This is a genomic window from Rathayibacter rubneri (genome assembly GCF_023743255.1).
GTDB lineage: Bacteria > Actinomycetota > Actinomycetes > Actinomycetales > Microbacteriaceae > Rathayibacter > Rathayibacter rubneri.
The window spans coordinates 1-12,561 of sequence record NZ_JAMRYM010000096.1 but is presented as its reverse complement, the minus strand read 5'-3'; the positions used below and the strand labels follow the sequence as shown (position 1 = coordinate 12,561).

The window sequence follows — 12,561 nt, the reverse complement described above, 5'->3', positions numbered from 1 at the left end:
CCGCCGCCGCCCCCCTGCTCGCCGTGGTCCTCGTGGGCCTCGGCGCGACGAGCCTCTCGATGTCGCCCTCGGCTCTCGCCGATGTGCGCGCCGAGCTGGCCGAGCACACGCTCGAGGACGCGAAGCGGTTCGCCGAGCTCGCGCTCTCGACGGACAGCGCCGCCGCGGCGCGCTCCGCCGTCACCGAGGCGATCGCCGCCTCCTGAACCCCCGGCCCTCGGGGCCGCCGTCACGCACCACCCCGTCAGACCCCCCTGCACCACCCCTCATCACGACCCGCCCGCAGGACCCGGCCGCTCAGGAACAGCCGGATCCCGCACCAAGAATCGGAGAACACCACATGACAACGACGTCAGCGACGTCGACGCGCGGTGGAGCGCGCGTCCACGTCCAGCGTTTCGGCACCTTCCTCTCGGGGATGGTCATGCCGAACATCGCGGCCTTCATCGCCTGGGGCTTCATCACCGCCCTCTTCATCCAGACCGGGTGGCTGCCGCTGCTCGGCGTCGACGCCACCTGGGTCCAGCAGTTCGGCGGCTGGAGCACCGACCCCGATGTCGTGAACACCGGCCTCGTCGGCCCGATGATCACCTACCTCCTCCCGCTGCTCATCGCGAACACCGGTGGCCGCATGGTCTACGGCGCCCGAGGCGGCGTCGTCGGCACCATCGCGACCATGGGCGTCATCGTCGGCGCGGGCATCCCGATGTTCATCGGCGCGATGATCATGGGCCCGCTCTCGGCGTGGCTCATGAAGAAGGTCGACGCGATCTGGGACGGCAAGATCAAGCCCGGCTTCGAGATGCTCGTCAACAACTTCTCGGCCGGAATCCTCGGACTCCTGCTGGCGCTCGTCGCGTTCGCCGGTGTCGCCCCGCTCGTCGAGGGCCTCTCGGCCGTCCTCGGCGCCGGCGTCGAGTGGCTGGTCGGCGCGGGCCTGCTCCCGCTGACGAGCCTCTTCATCGAGCCCGCGAAGATCCTGTTCCTCAACAACGCGATCAACCACGGCGTGCTCACCCCGCTGGGCGTGCAGCAGGCGGAGGAGACCGGCAAGTCCTTCCTCTTCCTCCTCGAGGCGAACCCCGGCCCCGGCCTGGGCGTGCTCCTCGCCTTCGCGATCTTCGGAGTCGGCGCCGCCCGCGCCTCCGCTCCCGGTGCCGCGGTCATCCACTTCATCGGCGGCATCCACGAGATCTACTTCCCGTACGTGCTGATGAAGCCGGCCCTCCTCGCCGCCGTCATCCTCGGCGGCGCGACCGGTGTCGCCACCAACGTCGCCTTCAACTCGGGCCTGCGCGCCCCGGCCTCGCCCGGCTCGATCATCGCGGTGCTCCTGCAGACCGCGAACGACAGCTTCATCGGCGTGATCCTGTCGGTCGTCCTCGCGGCCGCCGTCTCGTTCGCCGTCGCCTCGGTGATCATCCGCGCCGGCCGCAAGAGCGACCTCGCCGCAGCGCAGGAGGGCGACGACAAGCTCGCCGCCGCCGTCGCCGCGAACCAGGCCAACAAGGGCAAGGACAGCGCCGTGGGCTCGCTCATCAACGCCGGCGGTGCCAACACCCCGCAGGACTCCAGCGGCGCCTCCGTCGCCGGTGCCACCGCGACCGCCACCCAGGTCCGGAACATCGTCTTCGCCTGCGACGCCGGGATGGGATCGTCCGCCATGGGCGCCTCCGTCCTGCGCAACAAGATGAAGAAGGCGGGCTTCGAGGACGTCACGGTCACCAACAAGGCGATCGCGGCCCTCGAGGACGACGTCGATCTGGTCATCACCCAGGCCGAGCTGACCGAGCGCGCCCGCCAGCGCACTCCCGGCGCGATCCACGTCTCCGTCGACAACTTCATGAACAGCCCGAAGTACGACGAGGTCGTCTCGCTCGTCCGCGAGCAGCACGGCGCGTAGCCCGCGCGGCCATCCAGTAAGCACGACGAGGGAACCCGTAGGGTGCGACGAGGCGGACACGCTCCGCCCGCCCCCGCGGGTTCCCTCGCCTGTTCCCACCATCGGAAGGACTGAAGCCATGAGCGAAGTGCTCACCATCGGACAGATCAACGCCTCCGGCACCGCCACCACGAAGGAGGCCGCCATCAAGGAGGCCGCCGACATGCTCGTGGGAGTCGGCGCGGTGACCCCCGCCTACCACGAGGCGATGCTCGCCCGCGAGGCGACCGTCTCCACCTACATGGGCAACCTGCTCGCGATCCCGCACGGCACCAACGACGCGAAGGACGAGATCCGCTCCTCGGCGCTGTCGTTCGTCCGCTACGCGCAGCCGATCGACTGGGACGGCAACGAGGTGCGCTTCGTCGTCGGCATCGCCGGCGTCAACAACGAGCACCTCGAGATCCTCTCGAAGATCGCCATCATCTTCTCGGAGGAGGACGAGGTGCAGAAGCTCCTCGACGCCCCCGACGCGCAGGCGCTCTACGGGCTCCTCGGGGAGGTCAACTCCTGATGCCCAAGGCCGTCCACTTCGGCGCCGGCAACATCGGCCGCGGCTTCGTCGGGCTGATCCTGCACGGAGCCGGCTACGAGATCGTCTTCGCCGACGTCAACGCGGCGCTGATCGACCAGCTCGCCGCCGCCGACAGCTACGAGGTGCACGAGGTGGGGGAGGAGTCGGTCACGCACGTGGTCGACCGCTTCCGCGCCGTGAACTCCGCCGCCGACGAGGAGGCCCTGATCCGCGAGATCGCGACGGCCGACATCGTCACGACCGCGGTCGGACCGAGCATCCTCCGCTTCGTCGCTCCCGTGATCGCCAAGGGCCTGGCGGCCCGGGACGAGTCCGCGGCCCGGCTCAGCGTGATGGCCTGCGAGAACGCGATCAACGCGACCCGTCTGCTGCAGACCGAGGTCGCCGCGAGCCTGGGCGCCGACGAGTGGGAGCGACTGCGCTCCCGCGCGGTCTTCGCCGACACCGCGGTCGACCGCATCGTGCCGAACCAGGAGCCGGGCCAGGGCCTGGACGTCACCGTCGAGAGCTTCTTCGAGTGGGTCATCGACCGCACTCCCTTCGAGGGCGGCGAGCCGGAGCTGCCGGGCGCGACCTACGTCGACGACCTGGAGCCCTTCATCGAGCGCAAGCTCTTCACGGTGAACACCGGCCACGCGACGGCGGCCTACGTCGGCTTCGCGGCGGGCGCGCACAAGCTCTCGGACGCTCTGGCGATCCCGGAGGTGCACGACGCGGTGAAGGCGGCCCTCGAGGACACCAAGGCGCTCATCGTCGCGAAGCACGGCTTCAGCGACGAGGAGCAGCAGGCCTACCTCGAGAAGACCCTGAAGCGCTTCGGCAACCCGTACCTGACCGACACGGTCGACCGGGTCGGACGTCAGCCCCTGCGGAAGCTGTCGCGCCACGAGCGCTTCATCGGCCCCGCGGCCGAGCTCGCCGAACGCGGTCGCACCCCGTCGGGGCTGCTGGCCGCCGTCGGCGCCGCGCTGCGCTTCGACGTGCCGGAGGACCCGCAGAGCGTCGAGCTGCGCGAGAAGCTCGCCGCGCTCACGCCGGAGGAGTTCGTCGCGGACGTGACCGGGCTCGCTCCCGAGCACCCGCTGTTCCCGCAGCTCGTCGAGGTCGTGCGCTCCTAGCGACCGGCAGCACGCACCTCGAGGAGGGACGGGACCCGCACGGGCCCGTCCCTCCGTGCATCCCCTCGGAGGGTCAGAACAGCCGCCAGCGGGTCAGCGGCCAGGCGACCGCGAAGACCCGGCCCACCACGCGCTCGACGGGGACCGTCTTGACGCAGGCGTCGATCGGTCCGACCGCTCCGCGGCAGAGCCCGAGCGAGTCGTTCGAGTTGGAGCGGTGGTCGCCGAGGACGAAGAGGGAGTCCTCCGGCACCGTGTACTCCTGGAAGCACCGGGTCGACGCGGGCGTGGTCGAGCAGTCGAGGGATCCGGCGTCGAACGGGAAGTCCTCGAAGACGTAGTCCTCGTCGAGCGGCTGCCCGTCGACGAGCACCCGGCCCTCGGCGTCGCAGCACGAGACCGTCTGCCCCGCCGACGCGATGACGCGCTTGACGAGGAACTCCTCGTGGCTGGGGCCGATGCTCGTCACGTCGCCGAAGTACTTCACGGCCTCCGAGAGCGGACTCCCGACCGAGTCGGTGGCCCCCCAGGCCTCGTCGCGCGAGAAGACGACGATGCGGCCCGTCTCCGGATCGCCCTGCAACGCCGCGGTGCGGTCGACGAGGATGCGGTCGCCGAAGAAGCCGCCGCCCTGCAGGGTGCTCTCCATCGACCCGGTGGGCACGGTGTACACCTTCACGAAGAAGGTCTGCACGAGGGCGATGACGACGATCGCGACCAGCACCGTGACGAGCGGATGCGAGTACCAGCGCCGCCCGTCGCGGTCCGTCGATCTCCTCGTGCGCGCCATCGGCACTCCCTCCGTCGGCCCGGGCCGGACCCGGGAGCCAGCCTAGGCGGCGGCGAGGGGCCGGTCGGCGGAGGCGCGTCCTGTCCGACCGCTCGTGCGACACGCCCGAGGTGGCGGAGCGGGCCGGAATCGCGTAGCATCGACCCTTGGTGTTTTGCGCGTGCTCCGGCACGCCCGCACACCGCATCCCGGGCACTCGCCCGGGGGAGGATCGCGCGGAAACATTCGCACGACCAGTACACACACTACTTCCGAACGACAGTGAGGCTATGGCCAAAAAAGACGGTGTCATCGAAATCGAAGGTGCGGTTGTCGAGGCGCTCCCCAACGCGATGTTCCGCGTGGAGCTGACCAACGGACACAAAGTTCTCGCCCACATCTCGGGCAAGATGCGTCAGCACTACATCCGCATCCTCCCGGAGGACCGCGTGATCGTGGAGCTGAGCCCTTACGACCTGACCCGCGGCCGGATCGTCTACCGCTACAAGTAGGCGTTCGCCCCGCTCCGTTCGCGACGTGCGTGTCCTGTAAGGAACGGCCCCGGCATCCGCCGGGAGCACGACGCCAGCGAAATCAAGGAACAGAACCATGAAGGTCAACCCCAGCGTCAAGCGCATCTGCGACCACTGCAAGATCATCCGCCGCCACGGCAACGTGATGGTCATCTGCAGCAGCAACCCCCGCCACAAGCAGCGCCAGGGCTAGTCCCGACCGCTGCTCCCGGCAGGGGGCGCCGGGGCGGTCCGCCGCCCCACAACAGAACACAGAACCGCAACGTCACCACTCGCGCTGCATCCCCGCTCCGGCGGGGACGAACGGCGAGGACACCCCCGGTGGAGGCCGGGGCACCGGCGTTGCATCACACCTCCACTCACTCAACAGGAGAAGCCACAATGGCACGTCTGGCAGGAGTAGACATCCCGCGCGAGAAGCGCGTGGAGGTCGCACTGACCTACATCTACGGTGTCGGCCGCACTCGGGCGCTCGCGACCCTCAGCGACACCGGGATCGACGGCAACATCCGAGTCAAGGACCTCAGCGACGACCAGCTCGTCGCGCTCCGCGACTACATCGAGGGCAACTACAAGGTGGAGGGAGACCTCCGCCGCGAGGTCGCCGCCGACATCCGCCGCAAGGTCGAGATCGGCTCCTACGAGGGCCTCCGTCACCGTCGCGGCCTCCCGGTCCGTGGACAGCGCACCAAGACGAACGCGCGCACCCGCAAGGGACCCAAGCGCACCGTCGCCGGCAAGAAGAAGGCCGGCCGCAAGTAACGCGGGCGACACGGACCTAGAGGAGATACACATTGGCTACCCCCAAGTCGGCCGCTCGTAAGCCGCGCCGCAAGGAGAAGAAGAACATCGCAGTGGGCCAGGCCCACATCAAGTCGACGTTCAACAACACCATCGTCTCGATCACCGACCCCTCCGGGGCCGTCATCAGCTGGGCCTCGTCCGGTGGAGTCGGCTTCAAGGGCTCGCGCAAGTCGACGCCGTTCGCCGCCCAGCTCGCCGCCGAGTCGGCCGCGCGCCAGGCTCAGGAGCACGGCATGAAGAAGGTCGACGTCTTCGTGAAGGGCCCGGGCTCGGGTCGCGAGACGGCGATCCGCTCCCTCCAGGCCGCAGGCCTCGAGGTCGGCTCGATCAACGACGTCACCCCGCAGGCGCACAACGGGTGCCGCCCGCCCAAGCGCCGCCGCGTCTAGCACCAGCACTCGCAGCCGTCGGTCGGCCGCGCTCCCGCCCTCCGCGGCGGGCGCCGGCCGACCGGCGGATCGCGCATTTCTTTCACAACTTCATACCTCGCAAACGCACGTGTCATATAGCGGACACGTGATCGAAAGGAATCAACAGTGCTTATCGCACAGCGTCCGACGCTCACCGAGGAGAACATCTCGGAGTTCCGTTCCCGCTTCGTCATCGAGCCCCTCGAGCCCGGCTTCGGCTACACGCTCGGCAACTCGCTGCGTCGCACCCTGCTGTCCTCCATCCCGGGCGCCGCTGTCACCAGCATCCGGATCGACGGAGTCCTGCACGAGTTCACGACGGTCCCGGGCGTCCGCGAGGACGTCACCGAGATCATCCTGAACATCAAGGGCCTGGTCGTCTCCTCGGAGCACGACGAGCCGATCACCGCGTACCTGCGCAAGCAGGGCGCCGGTCAGGTCACCGCCGCCGACATCTCGGCTCCGGCCGGTGTCGAGATCCACAACCCGGAGCTCGTCATCGCCACGCTGAACGACAAGGCGAAGTTCGAGCTCGAGCTCACCATCGAGCGCGGCCGCGGCTACGTGTCGGCGACCCAGAACCGCAGCGAGTTCTCCGAGGCCGGACAGATCCCGGTCGACTCGATCTACTCGCCCGTGCTGAAGGTCACCTACCGCGTCGAGGCCACCCGTGCCGGCGAGCGCACCGACTTCGACCGCCTGGTCGTCGACGTGGAGACCAAGGCCGCGATCACGCCGCGCGACGCCATCGCCTCCGCCGGTCGCACGCTGACCGAGCTGTTCGGACTCGCGCGCGAGCTGAACAACGCGGCAGAGGGCATCGAGATCGGCCCCGCGCCGGTCGACGCCGTCCTCTCGACCGAGCTGTCGATGCCCATCGAGGACCTCGACCTCTCGGTGCGCAGCTACAACTGCCTCAAGCGCGAGGGCATCAACAACGTCAATGAGCTCGTCGCCCTCTCGGAGACGCAGCTCATGAACATCCGCAACTTCGGTCAGAAGTCGGTGGATGAGGTCAAGGAGAAGCTGACGGAGCTCGGCCTGTCGCTCAAGGACTCGGTCCCCGGGTTCGACGGCGCCCACTTCTACAGCTACGACGACGAGAGCATCTAGGTCTCCGCTCCGGAGCCTGAGGCTCTTCGCGACCGACCTGCTGACACCCCTTTAGTACTGGAGTAAACCCATGCCCAAGCCCACCAAGGGCCCCCGCCTCGGAGGCGGTCCCGCACACGAGCGTCTGATGCTGGCGAACCTGGCCGCGGCCCTGTTCACGCACAAGAGCATCAAGACGACCGAGACCAAGGCCAAGCGCCTGCGTCCGCTCGCCGAGCGCCTCGTCACGTTCGCCAAGCGCGGCGACCTGCACGCCCGTCGTCGCGTCCTCGCGACCATCGGCGACAAGTCCGTCGTCCACGAGCTCTTCACCGAGATCGCTCCGCTCGTCGCCGAGCGCGAGGGCGGCTACACCCGCATCACCAAGATCGGTCCCCGCAAGGGCGACAACGCCCCCATGGCGGTCATCGAGCTCGTCCTCGAGCCCGTGACCCCGAAGGCGAAGAAGTCCCGCACCACGGCGGCGCCGGCGTCGGCTCCCGTCGCGGACGCGCCCGTCGAGGAGACCGACGTCCAGGACGCGCCGTCCGAGGACGTCGCGACCGTCCAGGACGCTCCTGTCGAGGACGCCCCGGTCGAGGAGACCAGCGAGACCAAGTAGTCCCGCGCCAACCTCGAGAGCCCTCCGTCCTCCGGGACGGGGGGCTCTCGTCGTTCCGGGAGGGCGGTCGTCGACACTCCGGTGGCGCGAAACGTCGCCTACGATGGCGTCATCGCGCTGCATCGCGCGACCGCGCCGCCCGGTGCGGCCGGGGCCGCCGCCCCGGTGAGCCTGCGGAAGGGGAGTCGTGCGCCTGCGACCCCGACGACCGGCCGTCCTGGTCCTCTCCCTCGTCGTCATCCTCGCGGGATGCTCGTCCGTGCCGGTGGTCGAGATCCCGGAGCGGTCCGGAGCGACCGCGGTGATCACCCCGACGCCGGTGCCCACCGAGCCGGCCGCCGCCGAGCAGCCCGTCCTCGACTGCGCGGCCGTCCTGCCCTCCTCGCGGATCGAGGAGACCACGGGGCTGCCCGCCGGATCGGTCGCGCTGACCGACGACGCCCGCAGCTGCACCTACTCCGTCGCAGGCAATCCCTCCGCGCTCGAGGTGACCCTCGCCCCCGCGCGTCTGCTCGAGACCTTCGTCGGCGCGGGGGAGGCCGTCGGGGCGACACCGGTGCCCCTGGGCGACGCCGCCTACCGCGTCGACCGCGACGCGGCGGCGTCGCAGCCCGGCGAGCTCGCGATCCAGGCCGGCGGCTACGAGGTCCGCATCGTCTCGCACCTGGGGGACTCCGCCACCGCGCTCGACTGGGCGGAGACCGTCCTCGCCGCTGTCGGAGTGCGCCTCTAGCCCGGTCCCGAGCGGCCGGGGACGCCCTGTGCGTCGATCTAGACTCGACGGGTGCTTCACCGCGTCCGCCTCGACCTGGCCTACGACGGCTCCCACTTCTCGGGCTGGGCTCTCCAGCCCGGACTCCGCACGGTGCAGGGGGTGCTCGAGGACGCGCTGTCGAAGGTGCTCCGCACGCCCGAGCGCACCACGGTCACGGTGGCGGGCCGCACGGACGTGGGCGTGCACGCCAGCGCCCAGGTCGCGCACGCCGACCTCAGCGAGGAGCAGTGGATCCGGCTCAGCGGCGGTCGCCGCGCGGGCGAGGGGACGCTGCCGCAGGAGGCGGTGCTGGAGCGGCGGCTGCGCGGGATCCTCGGTCAGTACTCCGACCTCAGCGTGCACCGCGTCTCGCGGGCGCCCGAGGGGTTCGACGCGCGCTTCTCGGCCCGGTGGCGGCGCTACGAGTACCGCCTGGCGGACGCGTCGTCGCTGCGCCACCCGCTCGAGCGGGCGTACACGACGTGGATCACGGAGTCCGTCGACGAGGACGGGATGAACCGGGCGGCGCAGTCGCTGCTCGGCCTGCACGACTACGCGTCCTTCTGCCGGGCGAGGGTGGGCGCGACCACGATCCGGACGCTGCTCGACTTCGACTGGGAGCGCGACTCGGACGGCGTCCTGCACGCGCACCTCCGGGCCGACGCCTTCTGCCACAGCATGGTGCGCGCGCTCGTGGGCGCCTGTGTCGCAGTCGGGCACGGCCGGCTCGCCGCGGAGGACGTGGCGGGGCTCCGCGACGACGCGGCCCGGACCAACGCGTTCGCGGTGATGCCGGCTCGCGGGCTCATCCTGCGCGAGGTCGACTATCCTGAGGACTCCTCGCTCGCCGAACGCGCCGTCCAGACCCGCGTGCGCCGCACCCTGCCCGTCGCCGAGACGCTGGACTGCGCACAGGTGCTGCCGGTCGAGACGATCGAATCGGTCCTCGACCTCCCGGAGGGGTTCGCGACGCCGTCGGAGGAGGTCGGAGTCTGCGCCTGGTCGATGGCCGGCAACCCCACCGCGCTGCTGCTCCAGTCCGCCGCGGGAGCGACCCTCGCCGACGCGACCGCGCAGCAGGCGTCGGCCGTCGGCGCGGTCGGGAGCGACCTGGGCGAGGCGGCCTTCTTCCAGCCGGGCGACCCGGCGCAGGACCCGGCGTCGACGTTCACGGTGCTCGCGGGGGACCGGCTCGTGTCCCTCCGGTCGTCGGTCGGTGCGCAGGACGCGCTCGAGACGCTCGCCGAGGACGTGCTGGCCGCACTCGGCGAGGCGGAGTGAGCGGCCGCTCCGTTCCCGAGGGGCCGGTCCGGCCCGGGGACCCCTCCTCGCCGCTATCGCTGACGGCGTCTTTGCTGTAATGTCGACCCTTGGTGTTTTCGGCCGTGTGCCGAGCGCCCGAAGTTGAGCCCTCCACCGGATCGGTTCGGCCCCTCGCGGGTCGAACGGCCACGGAGCGGGATTCACGAACACCTCACTCCGACCAGAAAGCAGCACTCACGTGACTCGCACTTTTTCTCCGAAGCCGGCTGACGTCCAGCACGACTGGATCGTCATCGACGCGTCCGACGTCGTGCTCGGCCGTCTCGCCACCCACGCCGCGGCGCTCCTGCGCGGCAAGCACAAGGCCACCTTCGCGCCGCACATGGACATGGGCGACTTCGTCATCATCGTCAACGCGGAGAAGGTCGCCCTGACCGGCCAGAAGCTCCTCCAGAAGAAGGCCTACCGCCACTCCGGCTACCCGGGCGGCCTCTCGGCCACCACGTACGCCGAGCTCCTCGAGAAGAACCCGATCCGCGCCGTCGAGAAGGCCATCCGCGGAATGCTCCCCAAGAACTCCCTCGGCCGTGCGCAGCTGCGCAAGCTGAAGGTCTACACGGGCACCGAGCACCCCCACGCGGCCCAGCAGCCCAAGGCGTACGCCTTCACCCAGGTCGCCCAGTAGGCTCCGGCCCTCCCCGACACCCCAGACTTCGAAGACAAAGGATCACCTACACCGTGGCGAAGATCGCAGACCAGATCGACGTGGCTCCCGAGAGCTACTCCACCGAAAGCCCGGCCACCGAGGCGTCCTCGACGCCCCGCGCCGTCCTCAACGTCTCCGGCGCAGCCGTGGGCCGTCGCAAGCAGGCCATCGCCCGCGTGCGCCTGGTCCCGGGCTCCGGCAGCCTGACCGTCAACGCCCGCGAGTTCGCGGAGTACTTCCCCAACAAGCTGCACCAGCAGCTGATCACCGACCCGTTCAAGGTGCTCGACCTCGTCGGCTCCTACGACGTCGTGGCGAAGATCACCGGCGGCGGCCCCTCCGGCCAGGCCGGCGCGCTGCGCCTCGCCATCGCCCGTGCGCTGAACGAGATCGACCGCGAGAACAACCGCGCCATCCTCAAGAAGGCCGGCTTCCTCACGCGCGACGCCCGCGTCATCGAGCGCAAGAAGGCCGGTCTCAAGAAGGCCCGCAAGGCGTCGCAGTTCTCGAAGCGCTAGTCGGTGCGGCCCTTCGGGCCGCGCGACCAGTAGCTGGAGAAGTGGACTGCGCACTATGACGCGCCTGTTCGGAACCGACGGCGTCCGTGGCCTCGCTAATCGCGAGGTCACGGCCGACCTGGCTCTCGGCCTCGCCCAGGCGGCCGCCCGTGTACTCGGTGCGGCCGCCCGGGCGGAGGGTCGACGCCCCCTCGCGGTGCTCGCCCGCGACCCCAGAATCTCCGGCCAGTTCATCGGCGCCGCTGTCGCCGCCGGACTCGCCAGCGCCGGAGTCGACGTCCTCGACGCCGGCGTCATCCCCACCCCCGCTACCGCGTACCTGATCGCCGACGAGCAGGCCGACTTCGGCGTGATGATCTCGGCGTCGCACAATCCGGCCGCCGACAACGGCATCAAGTTCTTCGCCGCGGGCGGGCGCAAGCTGCCCGACGAGCTCGAGAACCGCATCGAGGCGGCTCTCGGCGTCCCCGCGCTCACGCCCACCGGACCCGACGTCGGCCGCATCCGCCGCTTCTCCGACGCGGAGGACCGCTACGTGGTCCACCTCCTCGGGTCGCTCGGCAGCACCCGGCTCGACGGTCTGCACGTCGTCATCGACTGCGCGCACGGCGCGGCGGCCGGCATCTCGCCCGAGGTCTTCACCGACGCGGGCGCCACCGTCACCGTGATCGGCAACGATCCCGACGGCCTGAACATCAACGACGGCGTCGGCTCGACCCACCTCGACCACGTCGCCGAGGCGGTCCTGGCCGCCGGAGCGGACCTGGGCATCGCGCACGACGGCGACGCCGACCGCTGCCTGGCCGTCGACGCCACCGGGCAGATCATCGACGGCGACCAGATCATGGCGATCCTCGCGACGTCCATGGCCCGACGCGGCGTGCTCCGGGACAACGTCCTGGTGGCCACCGTCATGAGCAACCTGGGCCTCAAGATCGCGATGGCCGACGCCGGCATCCGCGTCATCGAGACCGGGGTGGGCGACCGCTACGTGCTCGAGGCGATGAACGACGGGGGCTACTCCCTCGGCGGCGAGCAGTCGGGCCACGTGATCATGAGCCGCTTCGCGACGACCGGCGACGGTGTCCTCACCGGCCTGCAGCTCGCGGCCGAGATGGCGCGCTCCGGGAAGAGCATCGCCGAGCTGGCCTCGGTGATGAAGGTGTTCCCGCAGACCCTCGTGAACGTCCGCGGCGTCGACCGCGAGGGCGTGCACGACGACGAGGTCATCGCGGCTGCCGTCGCCGACGCGTCCGCCGAGCTCGGCACGGGTGGCCGCGTGCTGCTCCGCCCCTCCGGGACCGAGCCGATGGTGCGCGTCATGGTCGAGGCGACGACGCAGGAGACGGCCGACCGCCTCGCGCAGTCGCTCGCCGACGTGGTGCTGGAGCGGCTGCGCTCGTAGGGGCGGGCCTTCGGGCGCTGGTGGATCTCGATACGCCCGCTGCGCGGGCTACTCGATGAGCGAGGAGGGGCGGCGTCTCCCCCGAGGGCC

General features: G+C 70.4%; 15 protein-coding genes and 1 pseudogene. 15 read left to right on the top strand and 1 reads right to left on the bottom strand.

Features of this window, described 5'->3' with window-relative positions:
* From NB037_RS16205 to NB037_RS16190, 4 genes and pseudogenes are all read left to right on the top strand, one after another.
* Window positions 1–206, top strand: a pseudogene (locus tag NB037_RS16205) (phosphoenolpyruvate--protein phosphotransferase); the annotation flags it as partial.
* 134 nt (window positions 207–340) lie between these two features.
* Window positions 341–1,903 carry a PTS mannitol transporter subunit IIBC gene (locus tag NB037_RS16200; RefSeq protein WP_251947563.1) on the top strand — a complete coding sequence of 521 codons (1,563 nt, stop codon included), beginning with the start codon at window positions 341–343 and terminating at the stop codon, window positions 1,901–1,903.
* Window positions 1,904–2,021: 118 nt separating this feature from the next.
* Complete coding sequence (locus tag NB037_RS16195) at window positions 2,022–2,456, top strand: PTS mannitol transporter subunit IIA (protein WP_207403165.1); 435 nt, start codon at window positions 2,022–2,024, stop codon at window positions 2,454–2,456.
* The gene (locus NB037_RS16190) at window positions 2,456–3,595 is read left to right on the top strand and encodes a mannitol-1-phosphate 5-dehydrogenase (RefSeq protein ID WP_251947561.1); all 1,140 of its coding nucleotides are present in this window, start codon (window positions 2,456–2,458) and stop codon (window positions 3,593–3,595) included. The genes NB037_RS16195 and NB037_RS16190 overlap by 1 nt, the downstream gene beginning before the upstream one ends.
* 73 nt (window positions 3,596–3,668) lie before the next feature.
* Here NB037_RS16190 and lepB read toward each other — a convergent pair whose 3' ends face one another.
* Entirely contained in the window at window positions 3,669–4,385 is a 717-nt protein-coding gene (gene lepB, locus NB037_RS16185) for a signal peptidase I (RefSeq protein WP_251947559.1), read from the bottom strand.
* 269 nt (window positions 4,386–4,654) lie between these two features.
* Here lepB and infA point away from each other — a divergent pair, with 269 nt between their 5' ends.
* The 11 genes from infA (at window position 4,655) to glmM (ending at window position 12,471) form a co-directional block, all read left to right on the top strand.
* Entirely contained in the window at window positions 4,655–4,876 is a 222-nt protein-coding gene (infA, locus tag NB037_RS16180) for a translation initiation factor IF-1 (protein ID WP_022883252.1), read from the top strand.
* 97 nt (window positions 4,877–4,973) lie between these two features.
* Window positions 4,974–5,090, top strand: coding sequence for a 50S ribosomal protein L36 (rpmJ, locus tag NB037_RS16175; protein ID WP_055787164.1), 117 nt, complete (start codon window positions 4,974–4,976; stop codon window positions 5,088–5,090).
* A gap of 188 nt (window positions 5,091–5,278) precedes the next feature.
* A complete protein-coding gene (gene rpsM / locus NB037_RS16170) occupies window positions 5,279–5,659 on the top strand; it encodes a 30S ribosomal protein S13 (protein ID WP_207403162.1) in 381 nt (126 codons plus the stop codon).
* Window positions 5,660–5,691: 32 nt separating this feature from the next.
* Window positions 5,692–6,090, top strand: a complete 399-nt coding sequence (gene rpsK / locus NB037_RS16165; RefSeq protein ID WP_055787170.1) for a 30S ribosomal protein S11 — start codon at window positions 5,692–5,694, stop codon at window positions 6,088–6,090.
* A gap of 147 nt (window positions 6,091–6,237) precedes the next feature.
* A complete protein-coding gene (locus tag NB037_RS16160; RefSeq protein WP_173248947.1) occupies window positions 6,238–7,224 on the top strand; it encodes a DNA-directed RNA polymerase subunit alpha in 987 nt (328 codons plus the stop codon).
* Between the two features lie 70 nt (window positions 7,225–7,294).
* Window positions 7,295–7,825 (top strand): 50S ribosomal protein L17, encoded by a 531-nt coding sequence (rplQ, locus tag NB037_RS16155; RefSeq protein ID WP_251947557.1) that lies wholly within the window; start codon window positions 7,295–7,297, stop codon window positions 7,823–7,825.
* A 187-nt stretch (window positions 7,826–8,012) separates the two neighbouring features.
* Window positions 8,013–8,558 carry a hypothetical protein gene (locus NB037_RS16150; protein WP_251947555.1) on the top strand — a complete coding sequence of 182 codons (546 nt, stop codon included), beginning with the start codon at window positions 8,013–8,015 and terminating at the stop codon, window positions 8,556–8,558.
* Between the two features lie 51 nt (window positions 8,559–8,609).
* Window positions 8,610–9,860 (top strand): tRNA pseudouridine synthase A, encoded by a 1,251-nt coding sequence (locus tag NB037_RS16145; protein WP_308202082.1) that lies wholly within the window; start codon window positions 8,610–8,612, stop codon window positions 9,858–9,860.
* Between the two features lie 220 nt (window positions 9,861–10,080).
* A complete protein-coding gene (gene rplM / locus NB037_RS16140) occupies window positions 10,081–10,527 on the top strand; it encodes a 50S ribosomal protein L13 (RefSeq protein WP_055787189.1) in 447 nt (148 codons plus the stop codon).
* Between the two features lie 53 nt (window positions 10,528–10,580).
* Window positions 10,581–11,066 carry a 30S ribosomal protein S9 gene (gene rpsI / locus NB037_RS16135; RefSeq protein ID WP_194607437.1) on the top strand — a complete coding sequence of 162 codons (486 nt, stop codon included), beginning with the start codon at window positions 10,581–10,583 and terminating at the stop codon, window positions 11,064–11,066.
* 55 nt (window positions 11,067–11,121) lie between these two features.
* Window positions 11,122–12,471, top strand: coding sequence for a phosphoglucosamine mutase (gene glmM, locus NB037_RS16130; protein ID WP_251947553.1), 1,350 nt, complete (start codon window positions 11,122–11,124; stop codon window positions 12,469–12,471).
* Window positions 12,472–12,561: the final 90 nt, after the last annotated feature.

Coding starts and splice junctions, on each gene's coding strand:
- NB037_RS16200 (WP_251947563.1), top strand. CDS start 341: ATGACAACGACGTCAGCGACGTCGACGCGCGGTGGAGCGCGCGTCCAC.
- NB037_RS16195 (WP_207403165.1), top strand. CDS start 2,022: ATGAGCGAAGTGCTCACCATCGGACAGATCAACGCCTCCGGCACCGCC.
- NB037_RS16190 (WP_251947561.1), top strand. CDS start 2,456: ATGCCCAAGGCCGTCCACTTCGGCGCCGGCAACATCGGCCGCGGCTTC.
- lepB (WP_251947559.1), bottom strand. CDS start 4,385: ATGGCGCGCACGAGGAGATCGACGGACCGCGACGGGCGGCGCTGGTAC.
- infA (WP_022883252.1), top strand. CDS start 4,655: ATGGCCAAAAAAGACGGTGTCATCGAAATCGAAGGTGCGGTTGTCGAG.
- rpmJ (WP_055787164.1), top strand. CDS start 4,974: ATGAAGGTCAACCCCAGCGTCAAGCGCATCTGCGACCACTGCAAGATC.
- rpsM (WP_207403162.1), top strand. CDS start 5,279: ATGGCACGTCTGGCAGGAGTAGACATCCCGCGCGAGAAGCGCGTGGAG.
- rplQ (WP_251947557.1), top strand. CDS start 7,295: ATGCCCAAGCCCACCAAGGGCCCCCGCCTCGGAGGCGGTCCCGCACAC.
- glmM (WP_251947553.1), top strand. CDS start 11,122: ATGACGCGCCTGTTCGGAACCGACGGCGTCCGTGGCCTCGCTAATCGC.